The following is a 21,348-nucleotide window of genomic DNA, read 5'->3' on the forward strand; positions in this document are numbered from 1 at the left end:
AGTCGGTCGGGCGGGTGACGCGGGGGTTCGCGGGCACGCCGCCCCGGCCAGGGAGCTTGGCGTACAGTGGTCAGCCGTGCCGACCGGTTCGGTCGGCGCGGCCGACCACTGACGCGCCGCTTGGCGCACAGGCTGACGCCCAGCCTGAGACACAGTTCGAGCGGACCATTGTCGCCCTCTCTCGATCGTCATGTCGTCACCGCGGTCCTCGTCGCCCACGATGGTGCACGCTGGCTGCCCGAGACGCTCAAGGCGCTGCTGACCCAGACGCGGCCGGTGCAACGGCTCGTGGCCGCCGACACCGGCAGCCGAGACCGCGGCCCCGCCGTGCTCTCCGAGGTCGTCGGCCCGGGGAACCTGCTGCGGCTGCCCCGTACGACCGGATACGGCGAGGCCGTCGCCGAGGCGCTACGGCATCCCGCCGCGGCGATGCCCGTCCCGGCCGGTGAGTCGGGCGAGCCGCAGGTCGAATGGGTCTGGCTCATTCACGACGACTGCGCGCCCGCGCACGACGCGCTCGACCGGCTGCTGGTGACGGCCGAGTCCGATCCCAACGCGACCATCCTCGGGCCCAAGCTGCGCGACTGGCGAGACCGCCGGATGCTGCTCGAGATCGGCGTGTCCATCGACGGGGCGGGCCGCCGATGGACCGGCATCGACCGGGGCGAATTCGACCAGGGCCAGCACGACGGCGTGCATGACGTGCTCGCGGTCAGCTCGGCCGGCATGCTGATCCGCCGGGACGTGTGGGAGGACCTCGGCGGGTTCGACCTGGAGTTCGGGCTCTTCCGCGATGACGTCGACCTGGGCTGGCGGGCGCACGCGCACGGCCACCGCGTCATCGTGGTGACGGACGCCGTGGCCTACCACGCGGAGGCGTCGGCCCGTGGCCTGCGCGAGACCGGGATGAGCGCCGAGCGCGGCCGCCGCCGCGACCGCCGCAACGCGCTCCATGTCCTGCTCGCCAACCTCCCGCTGCCGGCGATGCTGGCCGCGCTCGCCCGCAACACCGCCGGCTCGCTGCTGCGCGCCCTGTTCCTGCTGCTCGCCAAGCGGCCCGTGGCGGCGCGCGACGAACTGGGGGCGCTGGGGGACGTGCTGCGCGCTCCCGGCCGGCTGCGGCGCGTCAGGTCGAGCCGTACGCACAATCGCAAGCGGGTCTACCGCAGCATCAGGCGTTTCCAGCCCCGTGGGGTCGCGCTACGCCGGCTCGCCGACCAGATGGCCGCGCTGCTGACGCCCGACGCGCGCGGCCGCCACGGTGCCGACGAGGAGACGGAACCGCTCACCGACACACCGGGACCCGTACGCCGCCTCCTCGGTCATCCCGGGGTGATCGTCGTGCTGGCCCTCGCGGGCGTCGCCATCGCCGCCGAACGGTCCTTGCTCTTCACCGCCGGGCGGCTCGGCGGCGGCGCGCTGGTCCCCGCGTGGGGCGGTGCGAGCGACCTCTGGGCTCAGTACGCCGCCGGCTGGCACCCGGTCGGCCTGGGCTCCGGCACCGGTTCGCCTCCCTACATCGGCGTCCTCGCGCTGCTGTCCACGCTGCTGTTCGGCAAGCCGTGGCTCGCCGTCATGGTGCTGCTGCTCGGCAGCGTGCCGCTGGCCGGCCTCACCGCCTACGTCGCGGCGCGCGCGCTCGTGCTCGACCCGCCGCCGACCGGCCGTCGCGCGCTCGCCGTACGCCGGCGGATTCCGGTTGCGGCGGTGCGGGCGTGGATCGCCGTGACCTACGCGCTGCTCCCCGCGGCGACCGGTGCGGTCTCCGGAGGCCGGCTGGGCACCGCCGTCGTCATCGTGCTCCTCCCGCTGATCGGACTCTTCTGCGCGCAGATGTTCGGCCTGCCCCGGCGCGTCACCGGCGCCGCTCAGGCCGGTGAGGGCGGTACCCGCCCCGGCCGGCCAGGCCAGGCCCGGCCCGTCTCCGCGCCCGCGCGGGCGCGGAGGGCGGCCTGGACCGTCGCGCTGCTCCTCGCCGTGGCCATGGGCTTCGTGCCGCTGATCTGGCTGCTCGCCCTCATCGCCGGCGTGCTGGCCTGGGTGGCCTTCGGGGTCGCGGGCCCCGGCGTCGACCGCAACCTGCTGATCGCGCTGGGCGTGCCACCGCTGCTGGTCCTGCCCTGGACGATCGGTCTGCTCCTGCACCCGTCGCGGTTCCTGCTCGAGGCGGGGCTGCACCGCCCGGAACTCGTCGACGCCCCGCTGACGGCCCTGTCGATGCTCGCGCTCGATCCCGGAGGGCCGGGCACACCGGCGATATGGGTCACGTTCGGCCTGCTGGTGGTGGCCGTCCTCGCGCTGCGCCTGCGCAGCCGCCGCACCGCCGTCCTGGCGGGCTGGATGCTCGCGCTCTTCGGGCTGCTCGTGGCGATCCTCATGAGCGCGCTCACGGTCACCAAGGGGGCCGACCGGGCGCCCGCCTGGCCCGGGACGGCGCTCACTCTCGCCGCCGCGGGGATCATGCTCGCCGCCACGGCCGCGATATCGCGCGCCGTCGAGATCCTCGCCGGCCGGCATCTGGTGTACCGGGCGGCCGCCGCGCTCGTCGTCCTGGTCGCGCTCACCGCACCCGTTCTCGCCGCCGCGAGCTGGGTGGGAACCGGGGCCGCCGGCCCGCTCGCCGAGGTCAGAACCGAGGCCGTGCCCGGGTTGAGCAGCAGTGTCACCCGGCCGCGCACGCTGGTGCTCAGCCGCGACGCCCACGGGCGAGTGTCCTACTCCGTGGTGCGCGGCACCGAGCCCCAGCTCGGCGAGCCCGAGTTGCGGACCACCGAAGAGGCGCAGCGGCGCATGGACGGGCTCGTCGCCGGGCTCGCGGCCGGCCGGGGCACCGGCGACGGTCAGGCGCTGACCCGGATGGGCATCGCGTACGTCCTCGTGCCGAATCCGGCCGCCGACCCGGTGACGAAGGTGCTCGACGCCGCGCCGGAGCTGACCAGGCTCGGCCGGACCAGCGGGTTCGCGATCTGGCGGTTGCTGACACCCGGCGGCCGGCTCATGCTCGTCGACGGTTCAGTGATCACTGTGCTGCCCGCCCGTGATACGTCCGCGAGGGTGCGGATCCCGCCGGGCGGCGGCGGCCGCACCCTGGTGCTGGCCGAGCCGGCCGACGGTGGCTGGCACGCGCGGTTCGACGGTACGGAGGCCAAGGGCCGGATCGTGGACGGGTGGGCGCAGGCCTACCAGGTCCCGGCCGCGGGAGGCGAGTTCACGCTGTCGCGCGGCATGCTGTCGCGGCACGCCTGGATCTGGGTACAGGCGGCCGGAGCGCTCCTGGTGGCCGTGCTCGCGCTCCCGGGCGGGCAGATGGAGCAGAGCGTCGCCGCCGCGAGAGAGCGGCAACGCGCCCGCGGCCGCAGGGCCCGTGGCTCCGACAAGCGTGGCTCCGAGCGTGGTTCCGACAAGGTCGTGGAGCGGGTCGCCGCCAGGTCGCGGCGGCGTGCCGGGACCCGCAGGGCCGTGGGCGGCCTCGCCGCACGCGCCCCGGACGGTGACGGCGGTGATGGCGCCGGTGCCGTCGCGGCAGAGGGCGAGAGCGGTCCCGACGGCGCCGGGAGCCTCCAGGACGCCGAAGCCGCCGGAACGGCCGACGGCTCCGGGGGCTCCGGCGGCGTGGAAAGTGCGGCGGGCAAGCGGTCCGAGCCGGCCGGAGAGGCGAGATCATGAACGGCGGCATGGCCGGAGACGAGAACGAACCCGCGCCCGGCGCCGGACCGAACGGCGAGGCTCCCGCGGGCGAGACGCCGGGACAGACCGTCGGCGAGACCACCGGGCACCTCGCCGACCCGGCGCCGGACCGAACCGTCGACGAGCCCTCCGAGCAAGCCGTCGCGCCCGGCGCCGACGAGAACACCGCGGACGGCGGGGAGGCCGGTGGCGACACCGGGCGCTCCCGTCGGGCCGCCGGGCGCGCCCGGCCGGGCGGCCGGCGAATCGATCTCGACGTGGTGATGCGTGTCGTCGGCTACCGCTACGCGACGGCCCTGCTCGTGTTGCTGGCGTTGCTCGCGCTGTACGGCGTGGCGGCGTTCTCCCGCCCGTCCGGCACCGCGCGTGCTCAGGGCGGTACCGCCCCGGTCACGTCCGCCGTACTCGGCTGTCCGGCCCCGGCCGGTGCCCGGATCAGCGCGCTGAGCGTCGCGCTGCCCGGCAGCACGGGCCGGGTCGACCTGGCCCCGACGAAGGGCGGAGCGGCGATCAACGTGGGGCCCGTGGCGGGAGCGGCCTGGTCGAAGGAGTTCCGCCGTGCCTCCGGGTCCGCGTCCGGCGATGGGGACGGGAACGGTACGACGGGCTCCCACACCGTCCGGGCGGACGGCGCGCTCGCCGGCGGGCTCGAGGTCGAGCAGACGAGCGCGGTCGGAAAGGGCGACGACCGTGGCCTCGCCGGGGTGCGCTGCACCGAACCCGGTACCGACATGTGGTTCCTCGGCCCCGGTCCGGTGGACGCCGAGGAGATCGAGGTCCATCTCACCAACGTCGACGACCAGCCCGCGGCCGTCGACACGCTGGCGATGTCCGGCGAGGGGCCGCTCGACACGACCGACGGCCGTGGGACCTCGGTCCCGCCGCACTCCGACCTGTCCGTACGGATCGGCAAGACGCCCGAAGGGCTCGGCGACATCGTCGAGACGGCCCGCGTGCTCGCGCTCAACGTGCGGGTGACGACCGGCCGGGTCGCGGCGGCCGTACGGATCCGGGTCGGCGACCGCAAGGGCGTCGACTGGCTGCCCGCCGCCGCACCGCCCGCCACCGACGTCGTCGTGCCCGGCATCCCCGGTGGGAGCGGCCGCCGCCAGTTGCTCGTCGCAGTGCCCGGAGAGGCCGACGCGCGGGTCGGCATGCGGGTGATGACACCCGACGGCAGCTTCGCCCCGGAGGGCAGGGGAACGCTCGACGCGCCCGCGCAGACCGTCACCCCGGTGGACCTCGAACGCGCCCTGTCCGGCAAACCGGCCGCCATCCGGCTCACCTCCGACCGGCCCATCGCGGTCGGCTTCACCGTCCGGCAGGGCGCCGACGTGGCGTACGGCTCCGCGACCCCGCCGCTCGGCCCGGGGCCGCTCGCGTCGGGAGGGGTGGTCTCGGGTAACCGGGACGACACCGTGGTGCTGCTGACGGCTCCGACCGGCGCGGCGTCCGTACGGGTCAGCGCGGTCGGTGCCCAGGGAGCCGCCGGCTCCCCTCAGGAGGTCAAGATCGCGGCCGAACGGACCGTTCAGGTACCGGTGCCCGTGCCGCCGGGCGGGCAGGACGGGTTCGGCGTCCTGATCACGCCGCTGCCGGGTTCCGGGCCGGTGTACGCCGCGCGGGTGCTCTCCACGGGCAAGGGATCGGACAAGCTGCTCACGATCCTGCCGGTCGGTCCCGCGCTCGTCTCGGTGGCGCGCCCACCGGTGGGCGACTCGCTGACGTCCTTGATCCCGTGACGTCTGATCGGCCGCCGCCGGCTCAGTCCTCGTAGGTGGGGTCGACCGACTCGGGCGACAGGCCGAGCAGCTCCGCGACCTCCTCGACGATCAGATCGCGCACCAGGCGGGCGAGGTCGCGCTCGTCACCGCCGCTGCGCGCCTCGACGGGCCGGCGGTAGACGACGACCCGCGGCGGCCTGCCGGGCTCGGCGGTGTGGGTGTGGCTGAGGGCCACCGGGTCGGTCGCGTCGGCCCACGGCTGGACCGGCGGGACCTCTTCGACGGCGAACTCGACCCCGGCGAGCTCGCGGCTCCACCGCTGGCCGAGCCGGCGTACCTCGTCGCGGACGAGATCTTGAAAACGTTCGGCGCGGGTGCGGGAAACCGGCGCCTCCGGAGGTGTTAGGGGGCCTCGGAGACCGCGGCCGTGCCGGTCGCGGCGTCGAGCGCCTGCCACGCGGGATCGCACGTCGTCCAGCTTACCGTCCAACACGCGGGAAGCCATCCGGCTTCTGGATCACAATGTCCGATCATGGCCTCCGGCGGAGCCGTCATCCCGTGAGGTCCGGCCCTGTCGGAGAGGCTGCGGTAATGCGGGGGTTTGTTAGGTAAATGAGCCGTTTACGGCGACACGTGCGCCGAGATGGTGGCGGAGGGGGCTCAGGGGAGGTACGGTCGGCCATCGTGAGCCCCGTCCGCACCTGCTCCCGCACCGCGTGCAAGCAGCCTGCAGTCTTCACGCTCACGTACGTCTACCGCGATTCGACCGCGGTCCTGGGTCCGCTCGCCACGTACGTCGAGCCCCACTGCTACGACCTCTGCGCGGCGCACGCCGAGCGGCTGACGGCGCCCATGGGATGGGAGCTCGTCCGGTTGCCGGCCGAGGAGGGCCAGCCGAGCAGCGACGATCTCGAGGCGCTCGCCGACGCGGTGCGCGAGGCGGCCAAGCCCGTCGCCCGCCAGGAACCGGTGGGGCAGGGCATCGAGGTGGGCCGGCGCGGACATCTGCGCGTGCTGAGATCGTCTTCTCCGCGGCAGGGTGACAAGCAGTCCGATTAGGGACCTGCCATTCCATTCCCGGTAGGCTCGGTCACCGATGCGACGCGGCGGTGCAGGCCGGTGAACGTCGTCCGGAGGCACGTGACGAGCAGGGAGCGTAAGTGGCCGACCTCGCCAAGATCTTCAAGGCGTACGACATCCGGGGCATCGTGCCGGCCGAACTCGACGCCGACACGGCCGAGGCCCTGGGCGCGGCGTTCGTCCGGGTGACGGGGGCGTCGGCGGTCGTCACGGCGCACGACATGCGCGAGACCTCGGTGCCGCTCGTCACGGCCTTCGCCCGCGGCGTGACCGCCCAGGGGGCCGATGTGATCGAGGCCGGGCTCGGTTCCACCGACATGCTCTACTACGCCAGCGGCAGCCTCGACCTGCCGGGCGCGATGTTCACCGCCAGCCACAACCCGGCCAAGTACAACGGGGTGAAGCTCTGCCGCGCGGCGGCCAGGCCGGTCGGCAGCGCCAGCGGTCTCGCCGAGATCCGCGATCTCGTCGAGAGCGGCGTCCCCGCCTACGACGGCACTCCCGGCACGGTGTCCCGGCGCGATGTGCTGTCCGGTTACGCCGAGCACCTTAAGACGCTCGTCGATCTGTCGGGGATCCGGCGGCTCAAGGTGGTCGTCGACGCGGGCAACGGCATGGGCGGCCACACCGTGCCGACGGTGTTCGAGGGCCTGCCGATCGATCTCGTGCCCCTGTACTTCGAGCTCGACGGGACCTTCCCGAACCACGAGGCGAACCCGATCGAGCCCGAGAACCTGCGCGACCTCCAGGCGGCCGTGCGAGAGCACGGCGCCGACATCGGGCTCGCCTTCGACGGTGATGCCGACCGCTGCTTCGTCGTGGACGAGCGCGGCGAGATCGTCTCGCCCTCGGCGATCACCGCCCTGGTCGCGGTGCGCGAACTGGCCAAGCACCCCGGGGCGAGCATCGTGCACAATCTGATCACCTCACGCGCCGTCCCGGAGATCATCCGCGAGCAGGGTGGCACGCCCGTCCGCACCCGGGTGGGGCATTCGTTCATCAAGCAGACGATGGCCGAGACCGGCGCGGTGTTCGGCGGCGAGCATTCCGCGCACTTCTACTTCCGCGACTTCTGGTTCGCCGATTCCGGCATGCTGGCCGCGCTCCACGTACTCGCGGCGCTCGGCGACCAGCCGGATTCGCCCGCGCGGCCGCTTTCGGAGCTGCTGCGGGAGTACGACCGGTACGCCGCCTCAGGCGAGATCAACAGTGAGGTGGCCGACCAGACGGCGGCGGCCGGCAAGGTGCGGGCCGCCTTCGCTGGGCGGCCCGGCGTGACCGTCGACGAGCTCGACGGCCTCACCGTGGGCGCGGAGGACTGGTGGTTCAACCTGCGGCCGTCGAACACCGAGCCGCTGCTGCGGCTCAACGCGGAGGCCGCGAACGACGAGACCATGGCGGCCGTGCGCGATGAGGTGCTGGCCATCGTGAGGGAGAGAAAGTGAAGATCGACTCCTGGTTGCTGGAGATCCTGGCCTGCCCCAAGTGCGGCGGGCCGCTGAAGCCGGACGAGGCCGCGGACGAGCTGATCTGCGGCGGTGAGTGCCACTACGCCTATCCGGTGCGTGACGACATCCCCGTACTCCTCGTCGACGAGGCCCGGGCGCCGGCGAAATGAGCGGCCCTGAGGCAGACGCGCGAGTGAACCCCGGAGTGCTCGAGGATCCCGAGGCCATCGCGGCGGCGGACCCCGGCGACATGCTGCGGCAGGTCGCCTCCTCGGCGGCGCAGATCCGGGAGGCGCAGCTGGCGACCGCCGAGGCGGGCATCACGCGGCTGGCCGACGGGACCCGTCCCCGGGCGATCGTGGTCGTCGGGATGGGCGGCTCGGCGATCTCGGGCGACGTGCTGGCCGCCGTGGCCGGGCCCGGCTGTCCCGTGCCGATCGTCACCGTACGGGGCTACCGGCTGCCGGGCTGGGTGGGCGCCGCGGACCTGGTCATGGCGGTGTCGTGCTCGGGCGGCACCGAGGAGACCCTGGCGGTCACCGCCGAGGCGGTTCGCCGGGGCTGTCGGCTGCTGTGCGTCGGTGCTGCGGATTCCCCGCTGGCAGCGCTCGCGGCGCAGGTCAGAGGGGTGTTCGTGCCGGTGCGCTCGGTGGGTCAGCCACGGGCCACGCTGTGGGCGCTCGCCGTGCCGTTGATCCTCGCCGTGCGCGAGCTCGGGCTGACCGAGGTCTCCGACGAGGTGTTCGAGGCGACCGCGAGCAGGCTCGAGGACATCAGCAACCGCTGCCGGCCGAGCAGCGAGTCGTTCCTCAACCCGGGCAAGCAACTGGCCGTCGACCTCGCCGGGGCGGTTCCGATGGCTTGGGGGACGTCCTCGCTCGCCGGCGTGGCCGCCTACCGGTTCGCCTGCCAGTGCAACGAGAACGCCAAATACCCCGCCGTCCACGGCGAGTTGCCCGAGGCCGACCACAACCAGGTGGTCGCCTTCGACGGCTTCTTCGCCGGCGCGGGGCGGGGCGCGGACGACTTCTTCCGGGATCGGACCGACGATCCCGAGACACGGCTGCACCTGCTCGTACTGCGGGACACCGAGGAGCATCCACAGGTCGTCAAGCGGCGTGAGGTGTCGGTCGAGCTGGCCCGGGCGCGCGGCGTTCAGGTGACCGAGATCATGGCGGAGGGTGATCACCCGCTGGAGCGAATCGCCACTTTGATCGCACTGATCGACTACGCCACGGTTTACTTGGCCATCGCGCTCGGTGTCGACCCGACACCGGTGTCTGCCATTCAAGAGCTAAAGGCGAGGATTGCTTAACTATGAGTGCAGAGGGTGGGACCAAGGCGATCGTCGCCGCATTGGCCGCCAACACGGGGATCGCGATCTCGAAGTTCGTCGCGTTCGTGTTCACCGGCTCATCCTCGATGCTGGCCGAGTCGATTCACTCGGTGGCGGACGCCGGCAACCAGGGCCTGCTGCTGATCGGCCGTAAACGCTCAGAACGCGCCCGCACGCCGGAGCACCCGTTCGGGTACGGCCGGGAACGTTACTTCTACGCGTTCGTCGTGGCCGTCGTGCTGTTCACGGTGGGCGCCGCTTTCTCGCTCTACGAGGGCGTCCACAAGATCAGTGATCCGCACAAGGTCGAGTCGCCGGCCTGGGCGTTCGGGGTGCTGATCGTCGCGATCATCCTCGAGTTGATCTCGTTCCGCACTGCGATCGTGGAGTCCAACCAGGTTCGCGGCGACCATTCCTGGGTGTCGTTCATCCGCCGGGCCAAGGCGCCCGAGCTTCCTGTGGTGCTGCTGGAGGACCTCGGTGCGCTGGTCGGCCTGATCCTGGCGCTGGCCGGCGTCACGATGGCCGTCGTCACCGGTGATGGGGTGTGGGACGGCATCGGTACGGTCTCCATCGGCGTCCTGCTGGCGGTGATCGCGATCATTCTCGCGATCGAGACCAAGAGCCTGCTCATCGGTGAGGGAGCGGGCCCGGAGGACGAGCTCAAGATCCTCGAGGCCCTCGAGTCCGTCGAGCAGGTCGACCATGTGATGCATCTGCGCACGCAGCACATCGGGCCGGACGAACTGCTGGTCGCCGCCAAGATCGCGGTGAAGCACGACGACACCGCCGCTGAGGTGGCACGGGGCATCGACGCCGCCGAGGCGAAGGTGCGCGAGGCGCTGCCCGTCGCTCGCTTGATCTACCTGGAGCCGGCGCTCGACGAACCGCCGCGCAAGGCGGACCGTGCCGGCACCGAGGCCACCTCTTCCTGACGGTCCGCCTCTTCCTGAGGTCCGCCCGCCGACGTGATCTCGTGCCTGTCCGTGTGGACGGGCACGAGATCGTCACGTGGTGGCTCAGCGGTGGCGTGGTGCGTTGGTCCAGGTGAGCAGGTGCGGTACCGGTTCGTCCGGCCCCGGCCGGGCATAGGCCCCGACCGCCCACAGGTACGACGTCCCGCGGGCGTTGGCCAGATCCTGGACGGCCCCCGACCCGTGCCCGGTCGGAGCTCCCTCACCGGGCTCCAGGTCACCGGGCGTCGGAGCGCCGGAGACCTCCCAGCGCTCACCGTTCCAGTGCGCCAGCAGCGCCGTGCCGTCGGTGCGCTCCCCGGCGGCCCAGACCCCGCCGCGCCCGTCCCCGGCCACCGAGTAGAGCCGCCCCCGCACCAAGGGGATGGGCACGTGCTCCCACACCGTCCCGTTCCAGTGCTGGGCCAGCGGCACGTCGGTGCCCGGGGACGCCGTACCCACCGCCCATACGTCGTTCGGCGACAACGCGACCACATCGGCCAGGACGCTCTGTGAGGTACCTCCGGCGGCCCGCGTGGGCGCGGCGGGCACCAAGGTCCACGTCCGGCCGTCCCAGTGGGTGATGACGGCTCGCCGGACGGCGTCACCGCCCTGGCCCGGGCCGGCTCCGGACGGCGACGCGGCGCTCCCGCTGCTGCCGACCGCCCAGACGTCGTCGGCGGCGAGCGCCGAGACGGCGACCAGTTCGCTGTGGGCCCGTTCCCGCGGCCCGGCCGGCTCGGACCGCTCGGAGAGGTCCGGCACCGCCACGGTCCGCCAGCGGCGACCGTTCCAGTGCCAGGACGCGGCTCGGGCATGGGCCTCGCCCCTGCTCCCGACGATCCAGGCGTCCCTCGGCGACCGGGCGTCGACGGCGCGCGGGAGGCTCCGCTCGTGTACCGGCATCGGCACGGCCTCCCAGGCCCGCTCGCCGGTCCAGTGGGCGGTGTGCGCCGTGCCGTCCGGCGTGTAGCCGACCGCCCAGGCGTCTCCCGTCGAGGAGGCGGCCACTCCCTCCATCGTGGTGTCGCGCGGCACCGGCAGTGCCGTCTCGCGCCAGCGGACACCGTTCCAGTGCGCGAGCAGCGGCATGCCGCCCCGGCCGCCCGCCGCGAAGGCGGTGTCGAACGACGGCGCGGAGACCGCGCTGAAGGTGGCGTTCTCGGTGGAGCCCTCGGCGCGCACGTAGTGCCAGCACTCGCAGTCCGCCGAGGTCGGCGCCGGTGTGCCGAGCACCGTCGCGCACGCCGCCAGCGCCGATGCGGTGAGCCGGAATGTCATGATCGAGGGCCCCCTGAGCTCGTCCTTCAGGGACATCTACCAATCCGGCGCCGGGATCCCGGGATTGCTACGGCGCGTGGCCGGTAAATTCCCCGTACAGATCAGTCGTGGGCGGCCGGGCAGAGAGAGACGGATCAAGTGGCGACACCCCCGCCGGCCGGCCGGCCGGTCATCTGACCCCAGCCCAGGCGAGACCGGCCGTCCCTCCGCAGGAGACACGACGACGGCCGTGCCGGCGGGGGGCGTCTCCTCTACGCACCGCCCGGAACCCCCTGTTCCGGGCGGCTTTGTGTGACGGCGGCGGCGCGTTCGGACCCCCTCGCCGAAAGCACCACCGCTTTCGTCACATAGATGACACTACGTCCATGCAGGTCGCCGGGCGTCCACCGCAAGGAGGGAACCGGGATCGTCCTCTAGGGGGATACCTGCGTTCGGTATCGCACCGGACGGTGAGGCGACCTCCCGCACCTGTGGGTGAAGATGGACTGATGACCCGCGATGAGCCCGCCAATGTGCCCCATGGCCAGGAACAGGAGAGGATGTCCGCTTCAGAACGGTACGCCCAGCACGCTTGGCGGCTGTCCGGCCGGATCGTGGCAGGCGTGGGCCAGGTGCTCCTGTGGATCCTCACTGGCATCGGCCGGCTGCTGCGACCCCTCACCGCCAAGATCAGCGCGCGCTTGTACGGCCCTGCGGCCCCGTCCTCGGCGCGAGCTCCCGGAGGTCCGGCTCATGCCCCTCACGGCGCCGCAGGCCCCTACGGGCCGCCGGCCGGCCCCTATGGACCGCCCGCCGGGCGGGACGGCGCGACCCGGATAGGGCCGCCCACGGCGCCGATGCCCCGTTGGATCAACGGCTGGCGCGAGTTCGCCGAGTCATGGTTCTTCGCACCACTGACCGGTCTGGCACTGGCCATCGCGGCTCTGGCCGAGCTGGCACCGCACGACGTGCCCCCGGTCAGCCTCGCCGGCGGCTTCGCGGTCGCCGCCACGCTGCCGCTGGTGTGGCGCCGGGAGTTCCTGCGTCCGGTCGCCGCGGTCGTGCTCGGCGCCTTCGCGGCCGGTCTGCTCTCCGGCCAGTCGCTGCTCGTGACCACCGCGTTCTCCGCTCTCTACACGCTCTACCTGCTCGCCCAGCACATGCCCCGGCAGTCGGCGGGTGTGCTGGCGGTGGGCAGCGTGGCCGCGCTGATCGTCGTCTACCTGGCGTCGGACAGCCTGAGCGACATTCCGTGGCCGGCCGGGATCATGGCCGTACTGGCCGCGATCGGGCTCGGCGACGCCCGGCGCGTGGCCGAGACCGCGGAGCGCACGAACGCCGAGGCGCGGGAGCGCACCACCGAGACCCTGACGAAGCTCCACGAGGTGACGCGCGAACAGGCCGTGCTGCGTGAGCGCGCCCGGATCGCGAGAGAACTGCACGACGTGGTGGCCCACTCGGTTTCCATGATCGCCGTTCAGGCCGAGACGGCGCCGTACACGATGGCGAACCTGTCCCCGGAGGCCGAGCGCGGGTACTCCGAGATCGCGCGCACCGCCCGGGAGGCCCTCGTGGAGATGCGGCGGCTCCTCACGGTGCTGCGCGCCGACGGCAAGACAGAGCCCGAGGTGACCCCGCAACCCCGGCTCGACCGGCTGCCCGACCTCATCGACCAGCACCGGGGGGCCGGCGGGCAGGCCGAGATCTCCGTGCACGGCGCCCCGCGCGACCTGTCGGCGACCATCGAGCTGTCGGCGTACCGGATCGTGCAGGAGGCGCTCACCAATGCGCGGCGGCACGCACCAGGCGCCCAGGTGCGGGTGGAGCTGACCTATCTGCCCGACCGGCTGGCCGTACGAGTGCGAAACGACGAGAGCGGCGCGACTGCGCGCACCAGGATCCTCGATCGGAGCGAACCAGATGGCGGGCACGGGCTCGTCGGGATGCGGGAACGTGCGACGATACTCGGCGGACGGTTCTCCGCCGGACCCGCGACCGAGGGCGGGTTCCTGGTGGAGGCCGAGTTGCCCGTCACACGTGAGGAGCCTCCCCGGCCGTGATCCGAGTGCTGATCGTCGACGACCAGACGATCGTGCGCGCCGGGTTCGCCGCGCTGTTGAACGCCCAGTCCGACATCAGCGTCGTGGGCGAGGCGGGGGACGGGCGCGAGGCGGTGCGAATCGCGGCGAGCGCCTGCCCTGACGTGGTGGTGATGGACATCCGGATGCCCGGCATGGACGGCATCGAGGCGACCCGTCGCATCCTGGCCCGGCCGGGCGCCGACTCGCTGCGCGTGCTGGTGCTGACCACGTTCGACGTCGACGAGTACGTCTACGCGGCGCTGGCCGCGGGCGCCAGCGGATTCCTGCTGAAGGACGCCACGGCCGACGACCTCGTCGGCGCGGTCCGAATCGTCGCCCGCGGCGACGCGCTGCTGGCCCCGCAGGTGACCGGCCGGCTGATCCGCGAGTTCACCAGGCAGCACCGCAGCCGGCCGCGGCCGCCCGCCGAGCTCGCCAGCCTGACGGCGCGCGAGACCGAGGTTCTCGTGCTCATGGCCGGGGGGCTGTCCAACGCCGAGATCGCCGCCCGCCTGGTGGTCAGCGAGCACACCGTGAAGACCCATGTCGCCCGCGTCTTCACCAAGCTCGGCCTGCGCGACCGCGCCCAGGCCGTGATGCTCGCCTACGAGTCGGGCCTGGTCGTCCCCGGCGGCGACCAGCCGGCCTGACGCCAGAGTTTCTCCAGCGCTACTCCCGGTAGTACTCGACCAAGCCACCACGGCCAGAGTGGTTGCCAGGCAAAGCGAGATCTTCTCTGTAATGACCTAGTGTAATCATTTGAATACACATAGCATGCATCTCCATGCCCTCCAGTAAGCATGAAGCGATCTGTGAGATGTTCCGGAACCGTCCGGCGCTGGCCGCCGAGATTCTCGGCGGCTCGCTGGGGATTTCGCTCCCGCGCTACCACGAAGCCAGGCTCAGGTCCGAGAACGTGACCGACGACCGGCTCGCCGAGCTACGCGCCGACGCGGTGATCGAATACTGGGAGGCGAGTAGAAACTTTGCCCTGATCGTCGAAGTGCAGCTCGACGAGGACAAGGACAAGTTCTACAGCTGGCCGTTCTATCTGATGGGCCTGCGCTACCGGTTGAGGTGCCCCGTCAAGCTGCTTGTGATCTGTCCACCTCGTGCCGTGGCCGCTTGGGCCTCCCGGACGATCGACCTGGACCATCCTGGGATGGAGCTGACGCCGATAGTTCTCGGCCCGGACCGGATCCCGCAGGTGATCGAGCCCGATGAGGTCGCCCGGACTCCTGAACTCGCAGTACTGTCCGCACTGGCCCACGGCGGTCGGCCGGACAGTGGCAAGACTCTCGATTCCCTCGTCGATGCCTACGGAGTGCTCGATAGCGATCACCGAGCGCTCTATCATGATGTCGTGTCTGCAGTGCTACCGCAGGCTGCGCGGCTCTACCTGGAGACCATGATGAAGCTCAAGGGCTACGAGTACCAAAGCGACTTCGCTCGCCACTACTACGGCGAGGGCAAGGCCGAGGGCAAGGCCGAGGGCAAGGCCGAGGGTGCGGCCGAGGGCGCGGCGAAGATGATCCTCATGGTGCTGTCGGGCCGTGGCATCTGTGTCTCAGCCGACGTCCGTGATCGCATAACCGGATGCACGGACCTTGCCCAGCTCGAAGCGTGGGCCCAGCGTGCAGGGGTTGTCGCGACGGCCGTGGAACTCTTCGACTGAGCCGTGAACGGGTCCCAGCCGGGCGCGCGGCAGCGGACCACAGCCAGTGGTCTGGGTCCGGCGGGAGTTGAGGGGTCAGCCCACTGCGGGGGCCAGGTCGGGCTTGAGGTCGGCGTCACCGGTGACGCCCGCGCGCGCGGCCTTGCGGCCCAGCGTGAAGACGTAGACGAGGAACGCCGCCTCGGCCACGACACCGATGCCGATGCGCAGCCACGTCGTGTGCACCCACCCGGTCACGAAGCCCTCGATCAATCCGGAGATCAGCAGGACCCCGATGATCCCGAGCGCGATGCTCATCGCCGCCCGGCCCTCCTCGGCGAGCGCTTGGCCGCGTCGCCGCGGGCCCGGATCGATGACCGTCCAGCCCAGTTTGAGACCCGTCGCAGAAGCCAGATACACGGCGGTGAGCTCGAGCATGCCGTGCGGCAGGATCAGCCCGAAGAAGATGTCCCCCTTGCCGTACGCGAACATCAGCCCAGCGATCGCGCCGAGGTTCAGCTGAAGGGCGAGCAGGCCGCCGAAGCCCTGAAGACCCAAGATCACCGGAATGCCGAGCAGTATGCCGCCGATGAGGCTGACGGCCGACACGAGGACGTTGTTGACCCACACATGGAAGGCGAAGGACGCCGCGGAATGCTCGGTGTAGTAGTTCGCGAAGTCGTGCTCGACCAGCTGCCGGATCTCGAACGGCGTTCCGAGCGACGCCTGGACCTCCGGGCTGTTGGCGACCCAGATCGCCATGATGAGCGACAGCCCGAGGCTGCCGGCCGTGGTGCCGAGCCACCACCACCGCATGCGATAGGCGACCGCCGGGAAGGACGTGGTGACGAACGTCCCCGCATCGCGCCAGAGCGGCGCCCGGGCCCCGGTGACGGCGGCGCGCCCGCGTGCCACGAGGGAGGACAGCCGGCCCACCAGCACCGGGTCCGGCGAGCTGGAACGCACCGTCGAGAGATGGGTGGCGGTGCGCTGGTAGAGCTCGACCAGTTCGTCGATTTCGGTGCCCGTCAGCTTCCGGCCACGGTTGATCAGGCTCTCCAGGCGCAGCCAGTCCTGGTGATGCGCGGCCACGAAAGCGTCGACGTCCACCGGGTGAGACTAACCTCTCGGACTACTTACCGGGCAAACTAGACGGTAGTCCGTACAGCATCCGGAGGAGACCCATGGCCGAACTCGTCACCGGCGAGGCCGTCGCACTCGATATCCGGGTGGCCCGGCTGGCCAGCCGGGCGGTCGCCCTCCTGCTGGATCTGCTGTTCCAGGCCTCGATCCTGAACGTCGTGCTCTACGTCACGGGCATGACCGCGGTGGTGGCCGACGAGGCGTGGGGCATTGGGCTCTCCATCGTGGCGATCGTCGCCGTCGTGATCGGTTATCCGACCGCGCTCGAGACCCTGACGCGTGGCCGTACCCTCGGCAAGATGGCCCTCGGCCTGCGGGTGGTGGGCGAGGACGGCGGGCCGGTGCGCTTCCGGCAGGCGCTGGTGCGGGCCCTCGCCGGATTCGTGGAGGTCTGGCTGCTCTTCGGCTCGCCCGCGCTCATCGCCTCGCTGCTCAACCTCCGCGGAAAGCGGCTTGGTGACATCTTCGCGGGCACCATCGTCATCCAGGACAGGGTGCCCGCTTCGGCCCTGCTCGGCCCCGTCGCCGTGATGCCGCCGCAACTGGCCGGCTGGGGGCAGTCGCTGGAGCTGTCCAGGGTTTCGGACGCGCTTGCCCTCACCGCGCGCCAGTACCTCACCCGGTTCTGGGAGCTGATGCCCGAAGTGCGTGACGCGATGGGGCAGCGGATCGCCGAGCAGGTGGTGGCCGTGGTCAGCCCGCCGCCACCTCCGGGCGTCCGCCCGGAGATCCTGCTGTCCGCGGTGCTGGCCGAGCGCCGCCGCCGCGAGGAGTGGCGGCTGCATCAACGGATGGTCCGCCGGACGGCTCTGCTGCAGCGTTCGCTGGGCGGCATCCCCTTCACCGCTCCCGGCGTCCCGGTGGCCGCCGGCGGTGCCCCCGGGCAGCCGTGGGCGACCGTGGGCCCGCTCGGGCCGCCCTCGGCACCCGCCGTAGCCGGCACTGGGCCTCGGCCGCCCTGGACGCCTCAGGGGACGCCTCAGCCCCCGATGTTCGGCACCCCGGTCCAAGGAGATCCGCGCTTCCCCTCCGGGCCGGGCGGCGGTGCCGGGCCGTACAACGGGCCGTACAACGGGCCGCCCCCCGCGATGGGCTGATCCTGGCCGGTCAGGGCACCACGGTGACGGGCCAGTGCCCGATCCGGACGAGCCGGACGGCGAGGGAACCCACCAGCCGATGACCCGCCTTCTCGGACGCGCCCACCACGACGCCGTCCGCCTTGACCTCGTCGGCGATGCGCGCCAGTTCGGTCAGCGGATCACCGCGGCTGACGACGAACTCCGCCGGCACGCCCAGGCGCGCCGCCGCGTCCGTCACCTCGCGGCGAAGGCCGTCGGCGATCTCGTCCATGGTCTGCTCGGTCGCCAGCGCGCCGCCCGGGGCCATGCCGGCCAGACTGCTCCTGCCGGCCACGTAGACGACCACGAGCCGGGAGTTCTGCCGGCGTGCCAGCCCGGCCGCGTAGGCGCCCGCGCGCATCGAGGTGGTGGAGCCGTCCACTCCGGCCACGATGACACGGGGCCCATCTGTCCCTAGTTCAAAGGAATGCTCCGGGTCTATACCCACATGTGCAGTATGCCGTCAAGTGGCCGGTTCTCACGCCGAGGTGCGACCCCGACCGGACCGTCTTCTGATCAACTTCCTCGTGCGCGCGCCGCGGATGTTCGCCGAGATCCTCGGCAAGCTGCTCTTCCGGTGCGGCGAAAACAAGAATGATCGCGCAACGGTAGGGCCCGCCCGGACGGTGCCGGGCGGGCCCTTTCGCGTGCCTTGTCAGGACTCAGCCGAGAAGGTGCTGCATCGCCTTCTTGACGAGGTCGTTCCGTGCGGCCTGGGTGCTCAGACCCTCACCGCCGAAGCCGACGTAGACCGTGTCCTCGGTGGCCACACCCGCGCCCTCTTCGAACGCCCGCTGCGACCTTGTCCAGTCGTTGGCCGCGGCGCCCGAGCCCGGGGGCGAGCCCGCGATGGTCCAGCCGCCGAGATCGGTCTCGAAGGAGGTCTCCGCGACCGTCGCGCCGTCCGCCGTCACCTTGGCGTCGTCGATGAACGCGCCGATGCCCTGGGTACCCCAGTCGCTGGCGTAGGTGATGGACAGTTCGACCTGCTTGCCCGCGTAGGCGGACAGGTCGATCTTCCAGTCCTGCCAGCCGTTGGACTTGCCGGAGGCCGCGTGCCACACGCCCGTCGTGCCCGTGGGCGAGCAGTCCGCACCCTGGTAGTGGGTCGTCATCGGGTGGATGGTCCGCCAGCCGGAGGCACAGCTGTCGCCGGTCTCCTGACTCGTGTGCCCATTGGCGTCCGGAAGGGTCGTCCAGTCGTCCGAACCGACCGTGTGCGCCTCGACGAACACGTGGTCCCAGTGCGCCTCGGTGTCGAACGAGAAACCGAAGGTCAGCTCGCCGGCGCTCTTGCCGGTCAGGTCGACCGTCCGAGTGAGCCTCTTGTACGACATGTCGGCCGACTGGCTGTAGACGTACCAGGCACCGGTGCGCGGATCGAACGGGGCACCGCCCGGCCGGTCCCACGCGAGCGGCGCCGAGCTGTCGAACTGCGGGAACTGCGCCTTCGGCAGGAAGCTCGACGTGGTCAGGAACGACGCGGTGTGGTTCTGGTTGTTCGCCGAGTCGCCTCCGTTCAGCGTGCTCTGGAAGCCGGTGAAGGCCCCGCCGGCGCCCTTGACCGGGTACGGCTTCCCGTCCGCGCCGGTGCCGCCGCCGTCCACGTACGTGTAGGCACCGAGGTAGTACTGCAGGAAGTCGTTCAGGATCGGCAGGCACGGCGGGTCGCTGAGGGTGACGCACTCCGGCTGGGCCGGGACGTCCGGCTCGTAGAAGTACGCGCCGTTGGCGCCCTGTGCCAGCCCGGCGTACTTGCCGGTGTGGAGCAGCTTGCCGCCCTCGTTGAGGTAGTCGCGAACGTTCAGTTCGATGTCGACGGCGAGCTTCGCCGTCGTACCGCCCGGCTGGCCGACCGCCCGGGTGATGATGTCGTCGCCGGTCTCCCAGACCACGGCCTTGTAGTGGCTGAGGACGCCGAGGTGGTGCGGTGCGGTGCGGCCGTTGGCGTCGACGTCGTACACGTCGGAGGTGTGGCCCGCGGCGGTGAGCGCCTTGGTGTAGGAGCCCGCGTACTTGGCCGTGGTGACGCCCTGTACCGGACTGGCGCCCGTGACGTCCTCGGCCGCGAGGACGAGCACCTTGCCGCCGATGTCCTCGGCGACCGTGTAGGTGAAGTGCCGGCTGGAGACGAGCTTGCCCTTCTTCTTCGCCTCGAACCAGACCTCCACCTTGTCCTTCGGCTTCGTGTCCCGCACGGTGCCGCGGAACTCGCCGTAGTAACGCTTGTTCTCATCTCCGTAGCGTTCGCCGCCCCGCCACTCTCTGGTGTCGGCGGTACGGGTCCGGCCGCTGTTGATGCGGTAGTTCAGCGTCAGGTCCTTGAGCGAGCGACGGGCCTCGACCGCCACCGGCTGCGTACGACCGTGCGACACCGGGAAGGAGTCGATCTCCAACTCGGGCGTGGTCTTGTCCACGACCGAGACGGGGTGGTCCGGGTCGTGGGCCGACTTCGCGGCGGCGATCGCCAGCGGGAGGTTCTTCTCGAACTCCTGCTGGATCAGTCGCTCGTCGTCCGGGAAGTGGAAGACGCTCGCGCAGTCCCCGGGGACCCACTGGTCGTTGGGGTCGAGGTTGCTGATCGTCTGGCAGGTGGACATCTCCGGCGTGATGGTCAGCGTCCCGTACAGCTCGGACATGTGACCGTCGGTCTCGCCGTTGGTGGTGTAGAGCTCCGCACCGATGTCGGGGTCGTACCCCGGCACGGCGGGATGCTCGTCGTCACCGAGCAGCGCCTCGAAGATGTGGTCGTCCGGGGTCGGCGTCTGGGTCTGCCAGCCGACACCGTAGAGCAGCAACTCCGCCGCCGAGTGGTAGTTGATCATATATTTGGGCCGGATGCGCTTCACGAAGGCGTCCTGCGCCTTGGTCTCCGGCTCCGAGTTCGCGGCGGCGCCGCGGAAGGTCTGGCTGTCGGGCGACGGGGACGAGCCCTCGTTGTCGTAGCCCCACTTGTAGCCGAAGTTACGGTTCGGGTCGACGCCGTCGAGGGTGGTGATCTGACCGTCCCCATCGTTGTCGCGCACGTTCTTGCGCCACATCCGGAAGTCCGGGTTGAAGGTCAGGTCATACCCGTCGACGTTGACGACCGGGATGAAGTAGAGGTCGGTCGTGTCGACGATCTTGGTGATCTCGGCGTTCTTGCCGTAGTTGTTCAGGAAGTGGTGGAGTTGCCGGCGGACGTTCTCGGGAGTGATCCACTCACGGGCGTGCTGTGTCGCCTGGTAGACGACGGCGGGGCGCGTGCCCTCCCGGAGGGTGCGGGCTCCCTTCGTCACCCGGACGGCCGTGATCGGCGTGCCCTTCAGCGACTTGCCGATGTCGACGGCCTCGGCGATCGACCGGTGGGAGTTCGCCGCGTTGACGATCTCTTCGCGGATGTTGCCCGCCCCGCTGTAGGGGCGGAACACCGTGCCTTGAGCGGTCAGGGTCTTCGAGCGCTCCGAGGCGGTCTGCCCCTTGACCTTCTTGATCTGGAGCGGCATGCCCTTGGCGCGCAGGGCGTCACCTTGCGCGCGGCTCATGACGGCCTCGACCTCGGCCTTGCCGTTCGCGGATCTGCCGAGGGCGATGTCCTCGTGATCCAGCCCGAGGTCGCGAAGCTGCTTCAGCTGATCCGCGGTGACCTGACCGGAGAACACCTCCAGCCGGTCCTTACTGCGATCCTGGCCGGGCGGGGCCGCGGCCGTGGCCGGCCCGGCCACGGCGACCCCGGCCGCGATTGTGATCGCGGCGAGAAGGGATGGGACAACGCGCGTCATCGCGGCTCCTGGTTGAGGGGTGCAGCGGAGCTCGCGCAGCGCACGAGAACTCCACTACGGGGGGGTGATCAGCCTCGTGTCACTACAATGATCAGGTCAACGG

At 71.4% G+C, this 21,348-nt stretch carries 16 protein-coding genes; 11 read left to right on the forward strand and 5 right to left on the reverse strand.

What is annotated here, in order from left to right; translation table 11 throughout:
* Positions 1–168 precede the first annotated feature (168 nt).
* Both HKK74_RS04820 and HKK74_RS04825 read left to right on the forward strand, forming a co-directional pair.
* Positions 169–3,666, forward strand: a complete 3,498-nt coding sequence (locus HKK74_RS04820; protein ID WP_187241800.1) for a glycosyltransferase — start codon at positions 169–171, stop codon at positions 3,664–3,666.
* The gene (locus tag HKK74_RS04825) at positions 3,663–5,429 is read left to right on the forward strand and encodes a DUF5719 family protein (RefSeq protein ID WP_187241801.1); all 1,767 of its coding nucleotides are present in this window, start codon (positions 3,663–3,665) and stop codon (positions 5,427–5,429) included. Before HKK74_RS04820 ends, HKK74_RS04825 begins: the two co-directional genes overlap by 4 nt.
* 22 nt (positions 5,430–5,451) lie before the next feature.
* On the opposite strand, the gene HKK74_RS04830 is transcribed toward HKK74_RS04825, so the two are convergent.
* Positions 5,452–5,916, reverse strand: a complete 465-nt coding sequence (locus HKK74_RS04830; RefSeq protein WP_187241802.1) for a metallopeptidase family protein — start codon at positions 5,914–5,916, stop codon at positions 5,452–5,454.
* A 179-nt stretch (positions 5,917–6,095) separates the two neighbouring features.
* Here HKK74_RS04830 and HKK74_RS04835 point away from each other — a divergent pair, with 179 nt between their 5' ends.
* The 5 genes from HKK74_RS04835 to HKK74_RS04855 all read left to right on the forward strand — a co-directional run bounded on the left by HKK74_RS04835 (position 6,096) and on the right by HKK74_RS04855 (position 10,210).
* Complete coding sequence (locus HKK74_RS04835) at positions 6,096–6,470, forward strand: DUF3499 domain-containing protein (protein ID WP_187241803.1); 375 nt, start codon at positions 6,096–6,098, stop codon at positions 6,468–6,470.
* Positions 6,471–6,571: 101 nt separating this feature from the next.
* Positions 6,572–7,936: a phosphomannomutase/phosphoglucomutase gene (locus HKK74_RS04840; protein ID WP_187241804.1), complete on the forward strand. Its 1,365-nt coding sequence runs from the start codon at positions 6,572–6,574 to the stop codon at positions 7,934–7,936.
* A complete protein-coding gene (locus tag HKK74_RS04845; RefSeq protein ID WP_187241805.1) occupies positions 7,933–8,109 on the forward strand; it encodes a Trm112 family protein in 177 nt (58 codons plus the stop codon). The genes HKK74_RS04840 and HKK74_RS04845 overlap by 4 nt, the downstream gene beginning before the upstream one ends.
* Positions 8,106–9,254: an SIS domain-containing protein gene (locus HKK74_RS04850; RefSeq protein ID WP_187241806.1), complete on the forward strand. Its 1,149-nt coding sequence runs from the start codon at positions 8,106–8,108 to the stop codon at positions 9,252–9,254. The genes HKK74_RS04845 and HKK74_RS04850 overlap by 4 nt, the downstream gene beginning before the upstream one ends.
* 2 nt (positions 9,255–9,256) lie before the next feature.
* Positions 9,257–10,210 carry a cation diffusion facilitator family transporter gene (locus HKK74_RS04855; RefSeq protein ID WP_187241807.1) on the forward strand — a complete coding sequence of 318 codons (954 nt, stop codon included), beginning with the start codon at positions 9,257–9,259 and terminating at the stop codon, positions 10,208–10,210.
* 84 nt (positions 10,211–10,294) lie between these two features.
* On the opposite strand, the gene HKK74_RS04860 is transcribed toward HKK74_RS04855, so the two are convergent.
* A complete protein-coding gene (locus tag HKK74_RS04860) occupies positions 10,295–11,545 on the reverse strand; it encodes a hypothetical protein (RefSeq protein WP_187241808.1) in 1,251 nt (416 codons plus the stop codon).
* 503 nt (positions 11,546–12,048) lie between these two features.
* On the opposite strand from HKK74_RS04860, the gene HKK74_RS04865 reads away from it, so the two are divergent.
* From HKK74_RS04865 to HKK74_RS04875, 3 genes are all read left to right on the forward strand, one after another.
* Positions 12,049–13,548, forward strand: coding sequence for a sensor histidine kinase (locus HKK74_RS04865; protein ID WP_246491178.1), 1,500 nt, complete (start codon positions 12,049–12,051; stop codon positions 13,546–13,548).
* Complete coding sequence (locus HKK74_RS04870) at positions 13,545–14,219, forward strand: response regulator (RefSeq protein ID WP_187241810.1); 675 nt, start codon at positions 13,545–13,547, stop codon at positions 14,217–14,219. Before HKK74_RS04865 ends, HKK74_RS04870 begins: the two co-directional genes overlap by 4 nt.
* Before the next feature lie 266 nt (positions 14,220–14,485).
* Positions 14,486–15,244 carry a hypothetical protein gene (locus HKK74_RS04875; RefSeq protein ID WP_187241811.1) on the forward strand — a complete coding sequence of 253 codons (759 nt, stop codon included), beginning with the start codon at positions 14,486–14,488 and terminating at the stop codon, positions 15,242–15,244.
* Between the two features lie 75 nt (positions 15,245–15,319).
* On the opposite strand, the gene HKK74_RS04880 is transcribed toward HKK74_RS04875, so the two are convergent.
* On the reverse strand, positions 15,320–16,333 hold the full coding sequence (locus tag HKK74_RS04880) for a stage II sporulation protein M (RefSeq protein WP_187241812.1): 1,014 nt from the start codon (positions 16,331–16,333) through the stop codon (positions 15,320–15,322).
* A 74-nt stretch (positions 16,334–16,407) separates the two neighbouring features.
* On the opposite strand from HKK74_RS04880, the gene HKK74_RS04885 reads away from it, so the two are divergent.
* A complete protein-coding gene (locus HKK74_RS04885) occupies positions 16,408–17,463 on the forward strand; it encodes an RDD family protein (protein WP_187241813.1) in 1,056 nt (351 codons plus the stop codon).
* A gap of 10 nt (positions 17,464–17,473) precedes the next feature.
* On the opposite strand, the gene HKK74_RS04890 is transcribed toward HKK74_RS04885, so the two are convergent.
* Both HKK74_RS04890 and HKK74_RS04895 read right to left on the reverse strand, forming a co-directional pair.
* Positions 17,474–17,866 carry a universal stress protein gene (locus HKK74_RS04890; RefSeq protein WP_376771506.1) on the reverse strand — a complete coding sequence of 131 codons (393 nt, stop codon included), beginning with the start codon at positions 17,864–17,866 and terminating at the stop codon, positions 17,474–17,476.
* Positions 17,867–18,146: 280 nt separating this feature from the next.
* A complete protein-coding gene (locus tag HKK74_RS04895) occupies positions 18,147–21,245 on the reverse strand; it encodes a M14 family metallopeptidase (protein ID WP_187241814.1) in 3,099 nt (1,032 codons plus the stop codon).
* Between the last annotated feature and the right edge of the window lie 103 nt (positions 21,246–21,348).

Source organism: Actinomadura alba, from assembly GCF_014323705.1.
In the GTDB taxonomy this organism is placed as follows: domain Bacteria; phylum Actinomycetota; class Actinomycetes; order Streptosporangiales; family Streptosporangiaceae; genus Actinomadura_C; species Actinomadura_C alba.

Excerpts from the sequence above, each read along its gene's own strand:
- HKK74_RS04855 (WP_187241807.1), top strand. The coding sequence starts at position 9,257 with ATGAGTGCAGAGGGTGGGACCAAGGCGATCGTCGCCGCATTGGCCGCC.
- HKK74_RS04860 (WP_187241808.1), bottom strand. The coding sequence starts at position 11,545 with ATGTCCCTGAAGGACGAGCTCAGGGGGCCCTCGATCATGACATTCCGG.
- HKK74_RS04850 (WP_187241806.1), top strand. The coding sequence starts at position 8,106 with ATGAGCGGCCCTGAGGCAGACGCGCGAGTGAACCCCGGAGTGCTCGAG.
- HKK74_RS04885 (WP_187241813.1), top strand. The coding sequence starts at position 16,408 with ATGGCCGAACTCGTCACCGGCGAGGCCGTCGCACTCGATATCCGGGTG.
- HKK74_RS04830 (WP_187241802.1), bottom strand. The coding sequence starts at position 5,916 with ATGGCTTCCCGCGTGTTGGACGGTAAGCTGGACGACGTGCGATCCCGC.
- HKK74_RS04865 (WP_246491178.1), top strand. The coding sequence starts at position 12,049 with ATGTCCGCTTCAGAACGGTACGCCCAGCACGCTTGGCGGCTGTCCGGC.
- HKK74_RS04825 (WP_187241801.1), top strand. The coding sequence starts at position 3,663 with ATGAACGGCGGCATGGCCGGAGACGAGAACGAACCCGCGCCCGGCGCC.
- HKK74_RS04895 (WP_187241814.1), bottom strand. The coding sequence starts at position 21,245 with ATGACGCGCGTTGTCCCATCCCTTCTCGCCGCGATCACAATCGCGGCC.